Origin of the sequence: Natrarchaeobius versutus (genome assembly GCF_041205745.1) — an archaeon.
Classification (GTDB): Archaea; Halobacteriota; Halobacteria; order Halobacteriales; family Natrialbaceae; genus Natrarchaeobius; species Natrarchaeobius versutus.
This window is the reverse complement of record NZ_JBGFCC010000003.1, coordinates 73782-93453: the sequence shown is the minus strand read 5'-3', so window position 1 is coordinate 93453 and position 19672 is coordinate 73782. Positions and strand designations below refer to the sequence as shown.

The window sequence follows — 19672 nt, the reverse complement described above, 5'->3', positions numbered from 1 at the left end:
AGTGGGAACCGATCAAACGATGAAACCGGTGTACTACTGCCGACGCTGTGGGGAAGAAATCTCGCGACACGCCGAGGAGTGCCCACACTGTGGCTACTATCCGCAGTCGATCGCCTGGCGCGTCGGTGTCGGCGCGCTCGTCTTCGGCGGCGCGCTGGCGCTCGTCTCGCCGCCGGTTGGCCTGTTCGGGGTCTTCGTCGGCGTCCTCGCGATCGGCGGGAGCTACCTGCTGTCACCAGCAGGGTAAGCCGCCCGGTCACGGACTCGAGGCGTCCGGCGGCGTCTCGAGACGCGATGTCGATCAGGCACCGACGATCGTCGCGAGCAGCCGGTAGAGCCCGTATCCGACGGCGATCGAACTGGCGAGGGTGAGCAGCCAGAAGGTGATCGTGAAGGCGATCTTTCGCCTGGAGACGCCGGCCGATCCCGCGGCCAGTCCGCCGCCGATCACCCCCGAGAGAATGATGTTGTTGAGCGAGATCGGAATGCCGAGAGCAATCGCCAACTGGGCGATGACGAAACCGGGGACGAGCGCGGCGATCGACCGCCGAACGCCGAGTTGGGCGTACTCCCGTGAGGTCGCCTGCAGCAATCTCGGCGCCCCCATCCAGGCGCCGGCGAGGATACCCGCCGCGCCCAGCGCGAGCAGGGTGATCCCCGGCAGGCCGAGTTCGACGCGAAACAAGTTCTCGAGGGGCCCGGTCGCGAGCCCGACCTGGGAGCCGCCCGAGGAGAAGGCGACGATACCGCCGAGGACGAGCAGGAACGACCGGATCCCGTCCTCGACCGAGACGAGGACGCGCTTTCGGACCCAGTAATACGCGAGCGCGCCGAGGACGATCGTCACGAGCACGGTCCCGAGGTCGACGCCCGCGACCAGCGTCGGACCGCCGCCGAACTGCCGGGAGACGGCTCGAGCGATCGTTCCCTGGTCGGTCGCGGGGTCCGGAATCACGCTGATTCGGACGTTCGCGACGATCGCGCCGACGACGCCCGCGAGCAGTGGGACGCCGACCGATTCGGGAACGTCGTCCCGGCGGAGGACGACCGCCGTGGTGTAGGCGAGTCCACCCGACATGATCGGCACCAGCGCCCAGAACGTACCGAGACGCTGGTACGTGTCGAACGCCGGATCACCGCCGAGCGAGAGCCCGACGCCGACCATCGCGCCCGTCGTCGCGAACGCCGCGGGGATCGGATACCGCGTGTAGATTCCGACGGCCATGAACGTCGCCGCCGTCAGCAATCCGGCGGTCGCCGCGAGCGGCGTGATCGCGACGCCGTCGATGAGGTCCGCACCGACGGTCTCGGAGATGCTCCCGCCCTGCATGAGCGCCCCCGCGGCCGCGAGCAGGCCGATCACGAACGCGGCTCGCATCGTCGAGATGGCGTTCGCTCCGATCGCCGGCGCGAACGGCGGCGAGTTACTGTTCGCACCTAGGACCCACGCCATGAACAGACACGTTACGATCGCGATCCCGACGAGGACGACGAACGACAGCGCGACCATCCGTCACGCGACGTTCAACGAGGGGCCGGATAAGCGTTCGTCCGATCGCCCTCGAGTCGGTTCGGACATCTACCCGGCCAGCCTCGAGCCGATGCCGAACACGCGTACTTGGTGCTACGGGGCGTGCTGGCCTGCCACAGCCGACGTCGAGGACTGGGTCGTGCTCAGCGACGCGCTCGAGCGACCGTTCCGTCCCGGAATATCGGGTGCGACGCGGAATCCCGTCAGTGCTTTACCCACATCGGTCCAACCGTCGGCCATGAAAGTCGAATTCGACGAGGACACCTGTATCGGGATGTATCAGTGTGTCGCCGAGTGGGACGCCTTCGAGAAGGACAAAGCGAGGGGAAAAGCGATCCTCGAGGGGAGCGAGGAGACCGAAGACGGTGTCTTCGTCCGCGAGGTGCCCGAAGACGCGGAACTCGACGCGAAGTTCGCCGCGCGAACGTGTCCCGTCGACGCGATCAGGATCTACGACGACGACGGCGAGCAGTTGATTCCCTGATGCACTCGACGGAACGGTCCTAACAGGAAGGGCGAATTCGGCGATACTGGTCGTCACTCGAGACTGGACGGATTCGTCGATCGCGGATCACTCGCGACCGCTCGGTGTGGACGTGGACGTACACTCGCGGAAGGCGTGCCTCTGAGACGGATTGCTGTAAGCTGGTGAAACGACGACCCGCCCGCGATTTCACCGGTAACCCGTTACGACAATCCGATACACCGCTGATCGCCGCCCGCCAGAGATCGGGATGACCCGCCGGGGGCGCTCGACTGTGATCTTCCGCGAGTGTACGCCGAACTATCGCACAGAGTGACAAGACACTGCGGCCAAACAGTGTTGGTACGAGAGCGTCTATCGATACCGGTATCCGCCCCGACAAACCGTCCATGCAACCGAATGGCCAACTCGTAGGACCGGTGGGCACGAACCATCGACTGGCCCCCGGTGATCGAAATGCGATCGTTTCCGCAGGGGGCCGCGTCGCTGAGCGATCCACCCGGAGGGCACGAGCGCACTCAGACGATTTGCTGTCCGTCAGTTCCAGCGTGACCGCGATTCGAAGGCGGTTGCAACGGTGGACTCGCTGCACTCCTCCACCGAGACTCGTCTCACACGGTTCGACTCACCGCCGGGACATCGGTACAGCACTCCGTACCGGGTCTCCTCTCTTTGCACTCTCCTCTCTTCGTTTCACAGACACTCCACTGGTCTCCGACGGGGCAAAACCCACCACCCAAACCGCCCCAACCGTCGAGCTATCTCTCGGTATCGCTGTATACGAGCGTCGAATCGGACGAGTTGACACCGGTCGACCCCGCCGACGATCGATCTGCCGCGTTCGGAAAGGTAAACCGTCGATGCTGGCTACATCGAGTCGATGCCTCGAGACTCGCTCCCCCGAATCGGCCTCGGGACGTACTCCGCCGACGACCGCGAGCAGTGGACCGAAAACGTCAGGACGGCCCTCGAAGTCGGCTACCGCCACGTCGACACGGCGCAGGTCTACGAGAACGAACGCTACGTCGGCGAAGGAATCCGATCCAGCGACGTCGACCGCGAGGACGTCTTCCTCTCGACGAAGACCGTCCACCACGACGTGCCTCCCGAGTCGGAGCAGGTCCCCCAGGCCATCGACGGCTGTCTCGAGCGGCTGGGCGTCGACGCCGTCGACCTTTGTTATGTCCACTGGCCGACGGGAATCTACGACCACGAGGCGGTGTTGCCGGCGTACGACGAGGCCTACGAGGCCGAAAAGATTCGCAACGTCGGCCTCTCGAATTTCACTCCGGAACTGCTCGACGAGGCCCGCCAGCACCTCGAGGCACCGATCTTCGCCCACCAGGTCGAGATGCATCCGTTGCTCCCCCAGGAGGAACTGGTCGACTACGCACGGGAACACGACCACTGGCTCGTCGCCTACTCGCCGCTGGCCCAGGGTGCGGTGTTCGACGTTCCCGAGATCCGTGAGGTCGCCGAAAAACACGACGCCTCGCCGGCCCAGATCTCGCTCGCGTGGTTGCTCTCACACGATCCCGTCGCAGTCATCCCGAAAGCCAGCAGTCGCGAGCACGCGACACAGAACCTCGCGGCCCTCGAGATCGACCTCGACGACGAGGACCTCGCGCTGATCGACTCGATCGACCGCCGACACCGCGTGATCGATCCCGACCACGGACCCTGGAACCGGTAGCGATTCGACGACACCGCGTTTCTGCCCGGTTCACGCGCTCTATATGGGTGCGTCTCATTCGCTCTCGTCGACCACGACGATCAGCGTCGGCTCCGAGCGAGTCACGTCACAGTTCTCGAGGTCGTCGACGCGTTCGACCGAAAGCGTCGTCTCGTCGACGTCATCCTCGAGGAGGAGACGTGCCTCGAGTTCGACGCTGTGTTCCTCGTTGGCACCGATCGCATCCGGATGTTGATAGCTCTCGTATCTGACCGACACCTCGTCCCCGAGCACGTCGTCGCTTCCGGCCACACAGCCGTAGATCGTTGGGTGATCGAGCGGACGCGTGAAGACGAACTCGTTGGTCGCGCTGGCCGTTCCGACGGAAACCTCGGCTGGGGTTCCGTCCCGGTCCGTCGGGTCCTCTTCGGCTGGGATTACGGTCACGGACTCCTCGAGATCGGTATCGTAGCTGACGCCGCCGCCGAGGACGTCCGCGCCAACGAGGACGAGACTCACACAGAGCAACGCGAGGACGACGACCCCCGCGGTACGGAGGCTGATCGTGACCCCTCGTTCGCGGACGGCGTAGCCCAGCCCGACGAACAGCGCCGCCGAGACGGCCAGCGCCAGGAAGATTCCGGTCTCGCCGGGGTCGTACCGGTTGACGACGTACCAGACGAACACCGTGTAGGTGATCGCCGCCAGCGCGAACGACACCACGTCGAGAGCGCCGCGACCGATGGCGACGCCGCCGGCGAAGAAGCCGACGAACAGGGCGAACAACAACGCCGATCGGACCGTGATCGAGAGCCCGAACACCACGTCCTGGACGAAGTACAGGAGCGCAACGAGGGCGAAGACGACGCCCAGCGCGTACAACACCTTGCCGCCGTCGAGGTCGAGGTTCATGGAGGGACACCTAGGCGTTTTGAACCGATCACAATCGTTCTTTCGAATGGCTACCTGTTTGACACATATGGCTGTCCGGCCTTCACCGACGGCAAACCGACGAACGCTCGACTCCGATCACGACCGGAGGCGACGTCAAAGGTTCCCGAGACGTCGTCAGTCGGCTACGTCCCGCCAGTCAGGTGCCGTCGAGAACGGCCTCGAGGAGAGGTCGTCGAACGCCGCGTAGACGGCCTCCGAAAGCGCCGGGTGAACGTGGACGGACCCCGCGACGTCGTCGACGGTTCCGGATCCGCGTTCCATCGCGACGACCACCTCTTGAATCAGCGTCGAGGCCTGCGGCCCAACGATGTGACAGCCAAGGATCTCGCCGTCGGGTGCGGCGAGGACCTTCACGAAGCCGTCCGTCTCGAGGATCATCCCCAACGGCGCGGCGTCGAACGACACCGTCGTCGACTCGTACTCCCGTTCGTTATCCTCGAGCTCTCCACTCGTCCGCCCGACGCTTGCGACCTGTGGCTTCGTGAAGATGGCGTGGGGCATTGCGTCGTAGTCGACCGTCCGCTCGGCGTCGCCTCCGACGTCCCCAACCTCGCTCTCTTCCAGTAGATTCGCCGAGACGATCTCGGCCTCGTAGTCGGCGGCGTGTTTGTACGGCTGTGTGCCGACGACGTCGCCGAGCGCCCAGACGCCGTCGACGCCCGTCTCGAGCCGGTCGTCGACTTCGAGGTGTCCCGCGTCGTCCGTTTCGATCCCAGTCTCCTCGAGCGAGAGGGTATCTGTGTTCGGTCGTCGACCGGTCGCGATCAGCAGGCGCTCGCCCTCGAGTTCGATCGCCTCGTTGTCGGCCGATTCCACCTCGACGCCGACGCCACCGTCGCCGCCCGAGACGCGCGTCGCCTCGTGACCGGTGTAGACGTCACAGTAGCGCTCGAGCGACTCGGTCACGGCGTCGCTCACCTCGTGGTCCTCTCGCGGGACGAGTCGGTCGCTTCGCCCAACCAGAGAGACGTCGGTCCCCATCGCGCCGAAGAAGTAGCCGAGTTCGGCTCCGATGTAGCCGCCGCCGACGATCACGAGCGAATCGGGCCGCTCCTCGAGGAAGAGCGCGTCGTCGCTCGTGAGGTAATCAGCGTCCTCGATGCCGTCGATCGGCGGAACCGTGGGCCGACTTCCGACGGCGACGACGACGGACTCGCCGCGGAGTTCGACGGTTTCTCCCCCACCGTTCGTTTTGTCGCCACCCCGGTCGGTCGCCTCTTCTTCGAGGTCGACCGCGACGGTTCGGTCGTCGACGAACCGTCCCTCGCCGCGATAGAGCGTGACGTGCTCGCGCTCGCGGAGACTCCGTTCCTGTCTGTCGGCTTTCCCGTAGACGGTTTCCCGGATCGCGGACGTGATCTCGCCGTAGTCGACGTCGTTCACCTCGGCGTCGATCCCCGTTTTCGCGGCTCCTCGAATCTCGTCGACGACGTCAGCGCGGTGGATCAGCGCCTTCGAGGGCACACAGCCACGCGTGATACAGGCCCCGCCCAGCGGCCCTCGTTCGATCACGGCCGCCTCGAGCCCTCGGTCTGTGGCGGCGGTCGCGACCTGACTGCCCGATCCACCACCGATTACGACGATATCGTACGCGTCCATATCTCGTTCCGACGATGGCTGATCGCCTAAAACCGGAGCCTGCACTGGAGCGCGCCGTCTCGACGTCACTCCCGTCTACCGGCGGTCTCTGGCTCGGATTCGCCGCCCCGCGCGTTCCAGTGTAGATCGATACTGACGGTGTCGTCGACGAACGGAAGCACCGTCTTCCGTCGGTCGGTATCGATCCGATCCGGCGGGGAGATCCGTACTGACTCTCCGTCGACGACGATTTCGACGTCGGTCGCCGTTGGGAGACGCTCGCGAAGGTCGTCGATCGCCCGGACGGGATCGACGGGTTCGGCGCTGGTCGTCGGTTCCGTACCGTCTTCCTCGAGGGGAATGCCGCCCAGGACGGGGCGGATCGAGACGTCCTCGCTCCGGTTCGAGAGCACGGCGTTGACGGCCGCGCCGACGAGGATGAGGAGTCCGCTGACGTACAGCCACGTCATCAGGACGATGATGCCAGCGAGCAGGCTATTTTGGGCGCTCGCCGAACTGTACTGGACGTACAGTTGAAACATCGACTCCGCGGCGACGAGTCCGACGGCGGTGATGGCGACGCCCGGAAGCGCCTCGATGAGCGCCATATCCTCCTCGTCGGGAAACAGGTAGTACATCGGGACCAGCGCGACGCCGACGGCGACGACGAGGAAGAGCCGCTGTCCGAGCCAGCCCACGGGACCACCGGAGCGGCCGAACCCACCGGGTGCGACGGATTCGATGGCGACGACGGCGGCGACGACCGCCGTCACCGAGATCAACACGACGACCGCGTCGTGTAACTGATTGAGCAACGTGTTCTGTGCCTGGGACTCGTAGATGTCCGAAAAGGCCATGTCGAGGCTCCTGAATATCCGCAACGCTCCCCAGACGAGAGCGACGATACCCAGGGTCGAGGCGGCGGGCGGCGTCGTCTGGAGTTCCGCGACGAGTACGTCCGCCGCACCGGGAGTCAACGCCGCTCGAGTGATCGAAACCAGTCCATCCTCGAGACTCTGGTTCCCGACGGAGCCGATGACCGCGAGCAACAACAGGAGAAGCGGTAACAGCGAGAGAAAGGCGTTGTAGGCGATGCTCCCGGCCATAAACGTGACCCGTTCGACCCTGAGTTCGTGGACGATCGCTCGCAACACGGTTTCGACGCGATCACGCCGGACAGTCATGGTTCCTGGTGTGTCTCAAGACGGTATAACCACTCCGTCTGGAGGATTGATACGGGCTGTTGTCAGTCAGTTCCGACGCAACCGCGACCCGGAGCGGTTGGGCCGGTAATCGGCACAGCAAACCGTACGAACGGACGACAGACCGATCGAGCCAGTCGTTTCCAGAACGTCTTCCAGAGCCGCTTTGTCGCCAGAACGTCTTTCAGAGCCAGTCGTCGCCCGGATCGTCGTCGGTCGCTTCCAGATAGGATTCGACCGCGGCCGCGAGATTCGAAAGCGCCTCCGCTGGCGTCTGGCCCTGGCTCGAGACGCCGGTCACCTCGTCGTCGGCGATGTGCAGGCCGTGGTCGTTCTGGCGCATCGTCACCTCGGCCTCGGCGAGCGCGTCGTACTCGTCGGGGTCGACGTCCGAGTCAGTAGTCATACGAGACCATTCTCGTCGGGGGACGAATAGCCACCGACAGTCGGTGATGGATCGACCGAGCAAAGAGCGATGGTCGTGCCGGCCGACTCTCCGGTCAGAGCAATCATGACGACGTCACGACGAGCCGTTCTGGTCGGGCTCGCGGCCGCACTCTCCGGGTGTGCCACGCCGCGAGCGGAATCGACGGCCGGATCCGTCGAGGTGACGGACACGCTGTATCAGGTGTCGACGATCGACGCCCTCTCCTGTGGGCACTTCGCGGACGAACAGACCGTAGGCGGGCTGTTAGAACGCGGCGGATTCGGCCTCGGAACCGTCAACGAGTTAGACGGCGAACTGGCGGTGGTCGACGGCGAGGCGTACGCCGTCAGGGGCGACGGAACGGCCGTGGCGCTCGAGCCGGAGACGAAAACGCCGTTCGCCACGGTGACGGCGTTCGAACCCGACGCGACGATCGAACTCGAGAACGTCGAGAGCTTCGAGGAGTTCGCCGACCGCGTGACGGAGCGACTCCCGCGAACGGATCACTTCCACGCGCTGAACCTTCGTGGGAGCTTCGAGTTCGTTCGAACCCGAAGCGTCGACGGTCAGGTCGAGCCGTACCCGACTCTGGAGGACGTACTCGAGAACGAGACGGTCTTCGAGTTCGAGGACGTCGAGGGAGAGATGCCGACGTTTTTCATCCCCGACCAGTTCGAACAGATCCACCCCCCAGGTTATCACGCCCACTTCATCACGTCGGCCCGCGACGGCGGCGGTCACGTCTACGACTTTCGCGCCGACTCCCTCGAGGTTGAGATCGATCACCTGGACTCCGTCGAGATCGAACTGGCACAGCGGGACGTCGAGGAGTATCCACCCTGTTGACGTCGTGATCGATTTCCCGTCGTGTGTGCCCCCTCGAGACCGATTCTCCCGCGGTCAGATTCCGGCCGCCGGGAGTGTACCTTTATCAAGGCGTTCTTCGAGGTACGACGCATGTCGACCGAACCCGACTCGAGTCGAACCACCACCGCGGCAGTACCGACGCCTCGGGCGGGTCGGGCCCTGCTCGTCCGGACGCTGGTCGGTTTCTGGGCGCTCTGGTGGTCGCTCGTCTTCCTCACGAACGCCTTCGACGGGCTGGTCGAACTCGGCGTCCTCGGCGACGGCTGGGCGTTCGCCTCCGGAAACTACCAGTTTCTGCGTTCGATCACCGCGGTGTACGCCCTCCCGGAGCCCGCCGTCGCGGTGATCTTCGGAATCGGCGTCCTCTGGGAGCTGGCGGTTGCGATACTCTGCTGGCGAGCGCTCGTCGCCGTGGCGTGCGATCCGTTCGACCTGGCCCCGGTCTACCTAGCGTTCGTTCCTGCGGTCGGCTTTTTCGCCGCGTTCACACTGCTGACCGAACTCTTTCTCGCCTACGACCTCGCAGGCACCCACGTCGGGCTGTTCGTCGCAACGCTTCTTACGCTCGTGGCGATCGAACTCGTCGTGTCGGGTCGCGGCGACCGATGACACACCGCCTCGAGGCGCGGCCGAGAAAAAGCCTTTAACGACGCCGGCGCTTACGAGTAGCAAATGGTACTCGACGATCTCGGAAGCTCTCTGCGGGGCACCCTCGACAAACTCCGCGGGAAGTCACGGCTGAGCGAGGAGGACATCGAGGAGATCGTCAAGGAGATCCAACGCTCCTTGCTGTCGGCCGACGTCGACGTCTCGCTCGTGATGGAGCTGTCGGACAACATCAAAGAGCGCTCGCTCGAGGAAGAGCCCCCCGCCGGGACGCCGGCGCGGGATTTCGTCCTCAGAATCGTCTACGAGGAACTCGTCGACCTCATCGGCGAGTCGACCGAGTTACCTCTCGACGAACAGACGATCTTGCTGGCCGGCCTCCAGGGTTCCGGTAAGACGACGTCCGCGGCGAAGATGGCGTGGTGGTTCTCGACGAAGGGACTTCGCCCGGCCGTCATCCAGACCGACACGTTCCGGCCCGGCGCCTACGATCAGGCAAAGGAGATGTGTGCTCGCGCGGAGGTCGACTTCTACGGCAACCCCGACAACGACGACCCCGTCGAAATCGCCAGGAAGGGCCTCGAGGAGACGGCCGATGCCGACGTCCACATCGTCGACACCGCGGGTCGCCACGCCTTAGAGGACGACCTGATCGACGAAATCGAGCAGATCGAGGGCGTCGTCCAACCCGACACCTCCTTGCTCGTCTTGGACGCCGCGATCGGCCAGGGTGCCAAAGAGCAGGCCCAGCAGTTCGACGAGTCGATCGGCATCGAGGGCGTCGTCATCACCAAGTTAGACGGGACGGCGAAAGGTGGCGGCGCGCTGACCGCGGTCGATCAAACCGACTCCTCGATCGCGTTTCTGGGGACCGGCGAGGAGGTACAGGACGTCGAGCGTTTCGAGCCCGACGGCTTCATCTCCCGCTTGCTCGGCATGGGCGACCTCGGCCAGCTCGCCGAACGCGTCGAGCGCGCGATGGCCGAAACCGACATCGAGGAAGAAGACTGGGACCCCGAGGACATGTTGCAGGGCCAGTTCACCCTAAACGACATGCAAAAGCAGATGGAGGCGATGAACAACATGGGGCCACTGGACCAGGTGATGGACATGATCCCCGGCTTCGGCGGCGGGATCAAAGACCAGCTTCCGGACGACGCGATGGACGTCACCCAGGAGCGAATGCACTCCTTTAGCGTCATCATGGACTCGATGACCGACGCCGAAAAGGAGTATCCCAAGGCCGTCGGTGCGAGCCAGATCGAGCGCATCGCCCGCGGGTCGGGCACCAGCGAGGAGCAGGTCCGGGAACTGCTTCAGCAGTACAAGATGATGGAACGAACGATCAAGCAGTTCCAGGGTATGGGCTCGGACCAGGAGATGCAACGGATGATGAAACAGATGCAACAGCAAGGCGGTGGCGGCGGAATGGGCGGGATGGGTCCGTTCTGAGCCCTCCTCGAGGCCGATCCCCTGCCGGCTTAGCCGTCGGCCGCCTCCGCTTTCAGGGCTGATCCCGGCGGCAATTCGTCGATCAGAACGACGGCGTCGCCCTCGAGAACCGTCGTCTCGTCTGCGTCGAGGACCGTCGTTTCGATCCGGTACTTCGACTCGCCGAGATCCTCGGTGATCTCACAGATTGCAGTGGCGCGCTCGCCGATCGAAAGCGGCGCCAGAAAGGAACTCTCCTGTGAGAGGTAGATCGTCAACCCCGGTAACCGTGCGAGCGCCGCACTGATGATTCCGTTCGCGAGGACGCCGTGGACGATCCGCTCGCCGAATCGCGTCTCCGCCGCGTAGGCGGCGTCCAGGTGGAGTCGGTTCGTATCGCCAGTGGCGTCGGCGAACGCCTCGACGTCCTCGGCCGAAATTTCTTTGGAGAACCGAGCGACGTCGCCGACGGAGACCGTCGATTCGTCCGCGCCGCGATACTCGAACTCCCAGCCGTCGCGCTCGTACTCAGTATCGGTTCGCACCTGCCGTCGCGGCGGCCGGTCCTCGAGTTTCCTCGAGCGGTGGAGGAGATGAGGGACGAAGTAAGACAGTTCGGTCGTGGTGAGGATGCCGACGAGTTCACCATCGTCGTCGTTCGTCGTCCGGGACGCCGTCGTCTCCGTGGATCCCTTCCTCGAGTCGGCGACGACCGGTAGGTGTTCGATGCCGTCAGCACGGAGCAGGGAGACCGCATCGACGACCGACGAATCGGGGGAGACCGTCTCGAGCGGGGCGGACATGACGTCGGCGAGCTCGAGGTTTCCGACGTCGCTTCTCTCACAGAGGGTGGTCGCGAAGTCCCCTTCGGTGACGATGCCGACGGGTGCGCCGTCGCGGGTGACGACGACGGAGCTGACGCGTTCGTCGTCCATCAACGTCGCGGCGTCGGAGACGCTCGCGTCCGCCGACGCGGTGACGACGTCGGTGACCATGATCTCGGAGGCGGGAATCGTCTCGTGCATGTCGGCGATGCTATGCGTTCACGACACATCACTTCTCGCCCTCGAAACGCCAGTTCAGTCGTGGGGTCGGTCCGCGATCTTCGTTCTTTCGTCGTACTCGGCCCGAACTCACGCGCTATTCGGCGATCGGTAATTCGACGACGAAAACCGAACCGTCGGGTTCGCGGTCTTCGACCCACACTGTGCCATCGTAGCGATCGACCAGCGTCTGAACGAGGTACAAACCGATCCCGCTCCCGGCGCTTGCAAGCCCTTTTTCACCCCTTCCGAAAATCGTCGACTTCCGGGAGTCCGGTATACCCGGTCCGTTGTCCGCGATCCGGACCGCCACTCGGTCGTCGAGCCGTTCGGCAGACACGCTCACTTCCGGTGTAGCCTTGTCGTTGTGTTGAACGGCATTCTGCAGGAGGTTCCGAAACACGGCCTCCAGCATTTCGTCGGCACTGAGCTGTACGGCCGGAAGTTCACCCTCGATCGTCACGTCCGCATCCGGATGCCCCGAACGAGTCTCCCTGACTTGCTGAACGACCGTCCGCGCGAGGGGAACGCGTCGATCTTCGGCCTCGGGCTGTAACATCACGTTTGCCAGATCACGCGCGGTCGTCGTGAGATCGATCGCGTGTTCGGCCTTTTCCTGGATCGTCGCCAGCTCCGGATTCGCCTCCTCGTCGATCTGTTCACGAAGTGTTTCCGCGGAGCCGTCGATGACCGCGAGGTCGTTTCGGATGTCGTGTCGGAGGACTTCGTTGAGCAGTTCGAGATTGTCACGCTGTCGTTCTAACTCCCCTTCGTAGCGCTTGCGTTCGGTGATGTCTCGAGCGATACTCAGGACTCGCGTCTCGCCGCGATAGGAGACGATACTCGAACTGATTTCGACAGGGATGGTCGTTCCGGCGTTGGTTTCGTGTGCGGTCTCGAACACCTGGATCTCGTCGGCGGGCATGTTCTCGATGAGCGCCGTGATCTCCCCGGGATCGAGTCCGTCGTCGATCTCGTGGATTCGCATCGAGAGTAGCGTTTCCCGCGAGTATCCGAGCGTCCGGACGGCAGACTCGTTTACGGCTTCGATCCGGCCGTCGAGATCGAGAACCCACGCCGTGTCGTTCATCGCGTCGATCAGGTCCTGATACTCGCCGTGGGCCCGGTGTCGATCAGAATCCTGGTCGTCCGCGCTCATGTGTATCCCTCTCTCCCAACGGACAAAAACCGTCGGTCGATAGTTCCGTCACGGGGACGATCGAAACGAGTGATCGGTGCAGTTTCCACTCACCCCTCGAGCGGGCGTCCGTCTTCGGTCGGCGGTGCGACGTGGTCGACGTACTCCTCGAGTGTCGGCTCCTCGACGCGGACCCGAACGCTGATTTCGCCGAGTTCGTCGGGTTCGCCGACCGAGAAGTTGACGCGGTCTTCGAAGGCCGCCTGTTTTTTTAACGCGAACGAGAAGACGTTCCCCTCGCGATTCGAGAAGAACTCGCCGCGTGCGGTGTCGAGGATCTCCTGGCGGTGGAGCAGGTCGGAAAAGTGGTCCATCGTGTGGGTCTCAGCTCTGATCTCGCCGAACCCTTCCTCGAGTTCGGCGTTCGGAAACACGTTCGCGATCGCGCCCGTGACGCGACTCGTCACCTCGGTGTCGTACACCGGCGCGGTGATCTCCACGTCGACCCGGTAGACGTCGGTCATCGTCGCACCTCCGTCGGTTCGTCCCCGGTCGCCGCCTCCCTCGCCGATCCCTGGCGGATGATCGCCCGGATTCGGTCGTGAAAGGCCTCGAGCGAGTCGGTGTTCTCGATCACGACGTCCGCGCGGTCCATCGCGTCGTCCATCCCGAATCCGCGCTCGCGCTCGTCGCGGGCGGCCAGTCCCTCGCCGCCGTCGTCCTCGCCGACGTCCCGACCGCGGGCGTCGATGCGCTCGCGGCGAACCTCGAAGGGGGCCTCGATGCTGACCAGCGTGAACGATTCGCCGAATCGCCCCTCGAAGGCGTCGACCTCGACGCCCGATCGAATGCCGTCGACCAGAACGGCATCGTGGCGCTCGAGGCGGTCGTCGATCATCGGAAGCGACCGTTCGGCGATCGCCGCCGGGCCGTTCTCCTCGCGAAGCGCCTGCGCGACGGTGCCGTGGTCTTTCGCGGGGTCGAGCCCGCGATCCGCGGTCTCCTGGCGGACGACGTCGCCCATCGTCACCACCGGGATTCCCTCCTCGCGTGCGACGGTGGCGGCCTCACCCTTTCCGCTTCCGGGCAGACCCACCGTTCCGATGACGTGCATCGACTCCCAATAGCGGTGAGAACTGCTTAAGGACTGTGCCTCGCCGTGGCCGCTCGTCACTGTTTCGACTCGATCCAGTCTCGATTTTCCTCGAGACGATCGAATCTGTCGATCTGTGGCGCCCCGAGTCCTTCTGGACCGTGCGTTCGCTCACCCCGTGGCGTTTTACCCGTCGGCGTGGAGGGCCAAGTCGTGAGAACGTCTACGAAAGTCATCGCCGTCGGCGTCCTCCTGATCGTCATCCCGATCCCAGTCTTGCCGCCACTGGTCGGCACGACGATCGGAACGATCCTCGTCCTCGCCGGTCTCTTCCTTCGATTTCTCGACCTCTAGTACCCTCCCAAGCGTCGACTGATGAGCGAAATCGACACTCACCGCATGATTTCGCTCCTCAGTTCAGGCTTGGGAAGCCACTAGGCGGACACGAGGTGGGATCGACGGTGACCCAACACGGGCGGAAGTCGACGAGGAACGGAACCGACGCTCGGCGCTAGCCGGAGGGGTGCTCGAGGTGGTGGTGACACTCGAGCCGGCGTCGATTTTCGCCGTGAATCACAGCGTTCCGTCTCCCGAGCGCTCCTGTGGCGCCGGTTCGGGGAGCAATCGCGTGTAGTAGGCGGCGTGGACGGTGTAGAGGTACGCCTGTACCAGTCCGCCGACGACGACGGTGAGACCGATCGCCGACGCCCGGAGGACCGTCTCGCTCACCTCGAGTTGAATATCTGGTTGGGCCACCGCGAACTCGGCGATGTACACCGGCGTGAACATCGCGAAGTTCAACGTTCCCCAGAGGAGGGTGTAGCCGACGACGCTCAGTAGGTTCGATCGGACGACGTGGATACTCCGGCCGAACGAATCGAGCGCCCGCTCGCCTTCGACGACGATCGCCGCGTCGAAAAACTGCAGGAACATGAAGACGACGAAGAACACGAGGAAGAAGACGATCGCGACGAGCGCGACGATTCCGACTCCGATCGGGAGCCCCCCGGCGTCGAGTTCCATGGCGGCGAACCCGGCCCCGAACCCGACCATCGCGATAATGGACACGAAGAACGAGGCGATCATCAGGACGACTATCAGGGCGATAATTATCCCGAGGAACAGGAGTTGTGCCCCGAACATCGAGACGTACCGTTCCTTCCCGACCTCGAGGAACCGATCGACCGTCGTCGATCCCTCGAGTCCCTCGAGGGCCATGCCGAGGATGCCCGCGAGGAAAAACGGCCAGACGAAGACCGTAATGCCGAGCCCGACCAGTCCGAAGAGAGCGATCAGCGCGAACGAGTCGGTGAAATCGCCGAGCGACGACACCTGCTGAATCGCCATTATCGCCAGTCCGACGACGAGGATCACCGGATTTCGCTTGAGGACCGATATACCGTCACGGAACGCGGAGAGTACTGCCATCGAACCGAGTTCGTACTTGTAATGTAAATATTTTCAGAAGAGTCAAACTCAGTTTTGAGTCACGACGATTGGATAGAAGCGACCACTCGATCCCGGCGAATCGCGTAGCGGAGAATCGGTCCGAACGAACGAAAACGGAGAACCGACGATCGAGCGCGCTACTCGAGATAGCCGAGTGCGTCCTCGATTCGGCCGAGTTCCGGCCCGGTGGTGTCCTCGCCGACGATGTAGCCGGCCTCGTTCGCGATCAGTCCCGACCCGACGAGGGGCGCGCCGTAGTTGACGGTCCCGACGTCGGCGCGGACGTCGAGGGCCTCCTCGAGGAAGTCGAGTTCGTCGTCGGTCGCCTTCGGGTGACAGAGCACGCCGGAGTTCGTCGCGACCGCGGCGGTGCCGACGGTTCGCACGCCGGCGAGGTCGCCGCGTTCGACGGGAACGTCGAGGGTGTCCGCGACGATCTGGAGCGTCTCACGTGGAAGGTCGGGGTGGACGTACGCACCGTAGTCGTTCGCGAGGACGACGTTGCCGGCGGCGTTGATGTTCCCCGGAAGTTCGGCGACGGGGACGTCGAGTTCCTCTGCTAGCCGTTCGCGTTCGAACTCGAGGACGCGCGAACTGACGAGCAAGCCGTTCTCGTTACCCGTCGCTAGGGCACCGACGGTCGAGGAGCCGCCGACCGTCGTCCGGATCGCGGGCACCTCGAGTTCGTCGGCGAGGGTTTCGGCAACGTCGTCGTCGACGTCGTGTCGAACGAGTACGCACGAGTCGGTCGCGCGGGCGAAGACGCCGACGTACGACGACCCGGCGAAGGCGAGACGTTGCAAGTTTACTCGGCGACCTCGGCCTCGACGACGGCCTCACCCGCTTCGTCGAAGCGAGCCGCGCGGACGCGGAGCTTCCGTGGCGGGTTCGACCGACCCTGCGACCAAATTTCCTCGTTGATCGAGGGGTCGAGGCGGATCGCGTCCTCGTCGACGGCGAAGTGCTTTGCGAGGTGTTCGCGGATGAGACGCATCGCGTAATCGGCGGCCTCGTGGTTGGGTCCCTTCTTGACGTCGCGCAGTGGAACGGTAACGACACGTTCCTCGAAATCACTTGCACTCATCGTTACTCGTCAGTGTCGTTGCGCCGCCAGTTGCGTCGCTTCGGGTTTCGGGTGACGTTCATATCGGTCTTCATCATGACCCAGACCGGGACGCGGCTGTTCTGGTTCTCGAGTTTGGCAAGACGCTTTTTCTTGCCCTTCGATTTCTTACCCATAGTAGCCACAGGTAGCCCACGCTGGCTTAAAATCTTGTCCATTGGCAGGCACCGACCGCTCGAGCGCGCGTCGCCCCGTCTCGGGTCTTTTGCGAGAACCGACCGCTCTGTGGGGAAAACGGGGCGTCCCCTCCGTCCGGAACGGCTCACTCGAGCGAGAACGACTCGACGGTCGAGTACACCGGCCCGTCGCTCGTCAGCGTGCTCTCGGTCAGTCGGACCTCCTCGATTCGCGTCTCGCCGATCGTAAACTCCTCGCCGTCCGCGTCGTTCGACTCCCGGACGAGGTCCTGTACCAGGTCTTTCCCACCGGCGTGTTCCATCCGTGCGAGCGTGACGTGTGGGGTGAAGTCGTGCGCTTCGGGGTCGAACCCCATCGCAGTCGTCCGACCTTCGATCGACTCGTGGAGTTCGGCCAGTTCTTCGCCGCCGGTTTCGACGCCGAGCCAGACGACGCTGATGTACTCGAGGCTCGGAAAGACGCCCAGCCCGCCGTAGCGGACGGTGAATGGATCGACGCCGCTGTCGTCGACGGCCACCTCGAGTTCGTCGGCGAGTGGCGGAATCCGATCCTCGTCGACGTCGCCGAGGAACTTGAGCGTGACGTGGGCCTGTTCGGGGTCGGTGAAATTCAGCCCCGAGGCGTCGTCGAACTCGGTCTGGAGGTCGGCGACCGGCTCTGTGAGCTCCTCGGGAAGGTCGACGCTGACGAACAGTCGCATACGGGCGATCGGACGCGAACGGTATTCAACGCGGCGCTCTCCGAGTTCGTCCGTCGCCCATCGAGTGGGCGGATCGCAACGCGGCCTACGGGTTCTGTGCTTCGCTCTCGAGCGCCTCGAGGCGTTCGGCGAACAGCATCTCGAGCAGTTCGGGGGTGATGTACGCTTCGACGAACGCCGCGAGGACGAGCATGAGCCAGGCGAAGACGACCAGCGAGGTCGTCCGAAGGAGGTACGGCTTCGTCAGGAAGGCCTCACGATGACCGAGAATCCGTTCGGCGAACCGATAGAGCAGACGGAAGCCGACGCCAGCGGCGATAAACAGCGCCGCGAGTTCGAAGATGCCGTGGGGTGCCAGGCCGACGATCACGTAATCGAAGCCGATGTCGCCGACGATGGCCGCGACGAAGTTGCCGACGATGAGCCCGTTGAACAGCATGACGAACGCCGTGAGCACGCCCACCGAGAGCGCCCCGACGATCGACAGCAAGAACGGTTGCGTGTTGTTGACGATGAAGAACGTCGCCGTCAACTCGAACTCCTCGTCCTCGAGTTCCGGAAACAGCTCCTCTTCGAGGAGTTCGAGGACGAGTTCGAACAGGTTGACCCCCGCGAACAAGAGCAAAACGCCGAGGACGATCCCGAACGCGAACAGCCCCGTGGAAAACCAGACGTACCGGCGGTGTTCGACCCAGGCCGCGTCGAGCCACTCGAGCAACCAAGGAGCACGCTGGGAGGAGACGATCGCGATCGCGGCGAACGCGAGACCGACGACGCTCGCGCCGGCTACCGGAAGAACGTCGTTGCCCGTCGCGACGGTTACCGCGGCCGTGACGAACGAGACGACGGCCAGCGCCCCGAAGAGGATGCTCCAGTTTCTCACCGCGTTCGGGCCTGGAGTCGGCCCGCCTTTCGGATCGGGGTCGTTCGGATCCGGCGTCGATGGCGCCGGACTCGTGGCGGGGTCGGCATCCATACCGTCGTTCGAATCGGCGAGATCGACCCTGATTCGTCTCTCGTCATCCCCAGGGCGCCCGTCGTCGAAGCCGTCACGGTCGTCCGCTCTCGCTCCGTGGGCCTCCGCGTCGTCTCCGTTTCCGGCGCCGTTCATGTTCGTCCGTTAGACAATCTGGAGGATAAATCCGCCGACTGTTCTCCGTCGTGCGAGGTCGATGCGAGCGAACGCCGCTTCTCGAGCGTTCGCGACCACTACCGCTCGAGGGCGTTTCGACACTGCCGGCGTAGCTGTCGGCGACCGCGCTCGTCGCTTGCGATCGTGGCGTAGTTGGCGGCCGACTGGAGGAGCCACAGCGCCGTGTACGTCCGTTTTCGTTCCTCGAACCCGGATTTGAGCATCGCGTGACGCGCATACCCCGCCCGGAACGCTCGCCGGAGTTCCCAGCGGTGTGCGGAGGAGAGCCGCCGCGCGTACACGTCGATGAACCGGATTTCGGCTCGAGCGAGCGCGTACTCCGCGTGGGTGACGTGGGCGTTCCCCCAGTCGAGCACCGTCGTCACCGCGCCCGATCGGTCGACGAGCAGATTGCCGGGCTGGTAGTCGCCGTGTGTCAACACCGGACGACAGCCGTCGTCTCCGGTGAACGTAACCGGTAGCATCTCGAGGAGCGGACCCGGATCGAGTGCGTGCCAACCGACCGGTTCACAGACGCGTAGTCGTCGCCGCCAGTCTCGGCCTCCTTGGAAACGCCCATCACAGCGGGCGAGGCCGCCGACGCGGTCGAATTCGGCCGGTGTGGCCGCGTGGAGCCGTCCGAGGAGCGAACCGGCGTCGGCGACCAGCCGCCGTCGAACCTCGGACTCGAGGTTCGGGTACGACGGCCCTGGATTCGTCCCCACGCAGTGTTCGTACAGCGCCCACCGGTCGGGTAGCTCGTCGGCGCCACCCTCGAGCCGTCCCGTCGCGAGGACGTTGGGAACCGGAAGCTCCGTCTCCCTGCCGACGACCTCGAGAACCGCGGGCTCGATCACGTCGCCGGTCCAGACGTTCACACCGCCGAGTTTACAGACCGCACGTTCCGGGAAGTCGGCGTCATCCATTCGTACCCTCGACGCGGTACCGCCTCCGCCCTCGAGTTCGATCAGGTAGGTCTCCGCAATCGCCCCGGTAGCCGGCCGTCGACACGACCGGACTGTGGCGTCGAGGGTGGCGTCGACGATTCGTTCGACCGCTTGCCGGCTCATCGCTCGAGGCTACGACGGCCGTCGTCGTAGTCGT

Annotated in this window: 23 protein-coding genes; 7 read left to right on the top strand and 16 right to left on the bottom strand. The window is 64.4% G+C overall.

Going from position 1 to position 19672, the window contains the following annotated elements; all coding sequences use genetic code 11:
- Window positions 1–19: 19 nt before the first annotated feature.
- Complete coding sequence (locus tag AB7C87_RS08470; protein ID WP_369728999.1) at window positions 20–247, top strand: zinc-ribbon domain-containing protein; 228 nt, start codon at window positions 20–22, stop codon at window positions 245–247.
- Window positions 248–301: 54 nt separating this feature from the next.
- Here AB7C87_RS08470 and AB7C87_RS08465 read toward each other — a convergent pair whose 3' ends face one another.
- Window positions 302–1510 (bottom strand): inorganic phosphate transporter, encoded by a 1209-nt coding sequence (locus tag AB7C87_RS08465; RefSeq protein ID WP_369728998.1) that lies wholly within the window; start codon window positions 1508–1510, stop codon window positions 302–304.
- A 259-nt stretch (window positions 1511–1769) separates the two neighbouring features.
- Here AB7C87_RS08465 and AB7C87_RS08460 point away from each other — a divergent pair, with 259 nt between their 5' ends.
- Both AB7C87_RS08460 and AB7C87_RS08455 read left to right on the top strand, forming a co-directional pair.
- The gene (locus tag AB7C87_RS08460) at window positions 1770–2015 is read left to right on the top strand and encodes a ferredoxin (RefSeq protein ID WP_369728997.1); all 246 of its coding nucleotides are present in this window, start codon (window positions 1770–1772) and stop codon (window positions 2013–2015) included.
- A gap of 880 nt (window positions 2016–2895) precedes the next feature.
- Entirely contained in the window at window positions 2896–3708 is an 813-nt protein-coding gene (locus AB7C87_RS08455; protein ID WP_369728996.1) for an aldo/keto reductase, read from the top strand.
- A gap of 54 nt (window positions 3709–3762) precedes the next feature.
- Here the strand turns inward: AB7C87_RS08455 and AB7C87_RS08450 are convergent, their stop codons facing one another.
- The 4 genes from AB7C87_RS08450 to AB7C87_RS08435 form a co-directional block, all read right to left on the bottom strand.
- Window positions 3763–4599, bottom strand: a complete 837-nt coding sequence (locus AB7C87_RS08450) for a DUF1109 domain-containing protein (protein WP_369728995.1) — start codon at window positions 4597–4599, stop codon at window positions 3763–3765.
- A gap of 156 nt (window positions 4600–4755) precedes the next feature.
- Window positions 4756–6240, bottom strand: a complete 1485-nt coding sequence (locus AB7C87_RS08445; RefSeq protein ID WP_369728994.1) for a dihydrolipoyl dehydrogenase — start codon at window positions 6238–6240, stop codon at window positions 4756–4758.
- A gap of 65 nt (window positions 6241–6305) precedes the next feature.
- Window positions 6306–7403 (bottom strand): YihY/virulence factor BrkB family protein, encoded by a 1098-nt coding sequence (locus AB7C87_RS08440; RefSeq protein WP_369728993.1) that lies wholly within the window; start codon window positions 7401–7403, stop codon window positions 6306–6308.
- 202 nt (window positions 7404–7605) lie between these two features.
- Complete coding sequence (locus AB7C87_RS08435; RefSeq protein ID WP_369728992.1) at window positions 7606–7827, bottom strand: type II toxin-antitoxin system HicB family antitoxin; 222 nt, start codon at window positions 7825–7827, stop codon at window positions 7606–7608.
- Between the two features lie 105 nt (window positions 7828–7932).
- On the opposite strand from AB7C87_RS08435, the gene budA reads away from it, so the two are divergent.
- The 3 genes from budA (at window position 7933) to AB7C87_RS08420 (ending at window position 10773) form a co-directional block, all read left to right on the top strand.
- Window positions 7933–8694, top strand: coding sequence for an acetolactate decarboxylase (gene budA / locus AB7C87_RS08430; RefSeq protein ID WP_369728991.1), 762 nt, complete (start codon window positions 7933–7935; stop codon window positions 8692–8694).
- 111 nt (window positions 8695–8805) lie between these two features.
- Window positions 8806–9324, top strand: a complete 519-nt coding sequence (locus AB7C87_RS08425) for a hypothetical protein (RefSeq protein ID WP_369728990.1) — start codon at window positions 8806–8808, stop codon at window positions 9322–9324.
- Between the two features lie 63 nt (window positions 9325–9387).
- A complete protein-coding gene (locus AB7C87_RS08420; protein WP_369728989.1) occupies window positions 9388–10773 on the top strand; it encodes a signal recognition particle protein Srp54 in 1386 nt (461 codons plus the stop codon).
- 29 nt (window positions 10774–10802) lie between these two features.
- Here the strand turns inward: AB7C87_RS08420 and AB7C87_RS08415 are convergent, their stop codons facing one another.
- From AB7C87_RS08415 to AB7C87_RS08400, 4 genes are all read right to left on the bottom strand, one after another.
- On the bottom strand, window positions 10803–11777 hold the full coding sequence (locus AB7C87_RS08415; protein ID WP_369728988.1) for a CBS domain-containing protein: 975 nt from the start codon (window positions 11775–11777) through the stop codon (window positions 10803–10805).
- 115 nt (window positions 11778–11892) lie between these two features.
- Window positions 11893–12954: an ATP-binding protein gene (locus AB7C87_RS08410; protein WP_369728987.1), complete on the bottom strand. Its 1062-nt coding sequence runs from the start codon at window positions 12952–12954 to the stop codon at window positions 11893–11895.
- 89 nt (window positions 12955–13043) lie between these two features.
- Entirely contained in the window at window positions 13044–13457 is a 414-nt protein-coding gene (locus tag AB7C87_RS08405; RefSeq protein WP_369728986.1) for an RNA-binding domain-containing protein, read from the bottom strand.
- Window positions 13454–14047: an AAA family ATPase gene (locus AB7C87_RS08400; RefSeq protein ID WP_369728985.1), complete on the bottom strand. Its 594-nt coding sequence runs from the start codon at window positions 14045–14047 to the stop codon at window positions 13454–13456. Before AB7C87_RS08400 ends, AB7C87_RS08405 begins: the two co-directional genes overlap by 4 nt.
- Window positions 14048–14239: 192 nt before the next feature.
- Between AB7C87_RS08400 and AB7C87_RS08395 the strand changes: the two genes are divergently transcribed.
- On the top strand, window positions 14240–14380 hold the full coding sequence (locus AB7C87_RS08395; protein ID WP_369728984.1) for a hypothetical protein: 141 nt from the start codon (window positions 14240–14242) through the stop codon (window positions 14378–14380).
- Between the two features lie 219 nt (window positions 14381–14599).
- On the opposite strand, the gene AB7C87_RS08390 is transcribed toward AB7C87_RS08395, so the two are convergent.
- The 7 genes from AB7C87_RS08390 to AB7C87_RS08360 all read right to left on the bottom strand — a co-directional run bounded on the left by AB7C87_RS08390 (window position 14600) and on the right by AB7C87_RS08360 (window position 19638).
- Window positions 14600–15454 (bottom strand): DUF7847 domain-containing protein, encoded by an 855-nt coding sequence (locus AB7C87_RS08390; protein WP_369728983.1) that lies wholly within the window; start codon window positions 15452–15454, stop codon window positions 14600–14602.
- A gap of 158 nt (window positions 15455–15612) precedes the next feature.
- Complete coding sequence (locus AB7C87_RS08385; RefSeq protein ID WP_369728982.1) at window positions 15613–16278, bottom strand: translation initiation factor IF-6; 666 nt, start codon at window positions 16276–16278, stop codon at window positions 15613–15615.
- Window positions 16279–16280: 2 nt separating this feature from the next.
- A complete protein-coding gene (locus tag AB7C87_RS08380) occupies window positions 16281–16559 on the bottom strand; it encodes a 50S ribosomal protein L31e (RefSeq protein WP_369728981.1) in 279 nt (92 codons plus the stop codon).
- Window positions 16560–16561: 2 nt separating this feature from the next.
- Window positions 16562–16714 carry a 50S ribosomal protein L39e gene (locus AB7C87_RS08375; protein WP_149079569.1) on the bottom strand — a complete coding sequence of 51 codons (153 nt, stop codon included), beginning with the start codon at window positions 16712–16714 and terminating at the stop codon, window positions 16562–16564.
- A 146-nt stretch (window positions 16715–16860) separates the two neighbouring features.
- Window positions 16861–17436, bottom strand: coding sequence for an RNA 2',3'-cyclic phosphodiesterase (gene thpR / locus AB7C87_RS08370; RefSeq protein ID WP_369728980.1), 576 nt, complete (start codon window positions 17434–17436; stop codon window positions 16861–16863).
- 85 nt (window positions 17437–17521) lie between these two features.
- Window positions 17522–18547: a stage II sporulation protein M gene (locus AB7C87_RS08365; RefSeq protein WP_369728979.1), complete on the bottom strand. Its 1026-nt coding sequence runs from the start codon at window positions 18545–18547 to the stop codon at window positions 17522–17524.
- Window positions 18548–18645: 98 nt separating this feature from the next.
- Window positions 18646–19638, bottom strand: a complete 993-nt coding sequence (locus AB7C87_RS08360; protein ID WP_369728978.1) for a phosphotransferase family protein — start codon at window positions 19636–19638, stop codon at window positions 18646–18648.
- Between the last annotated feature and the right edge of the window lie 34 nt (window positions 19639–19672).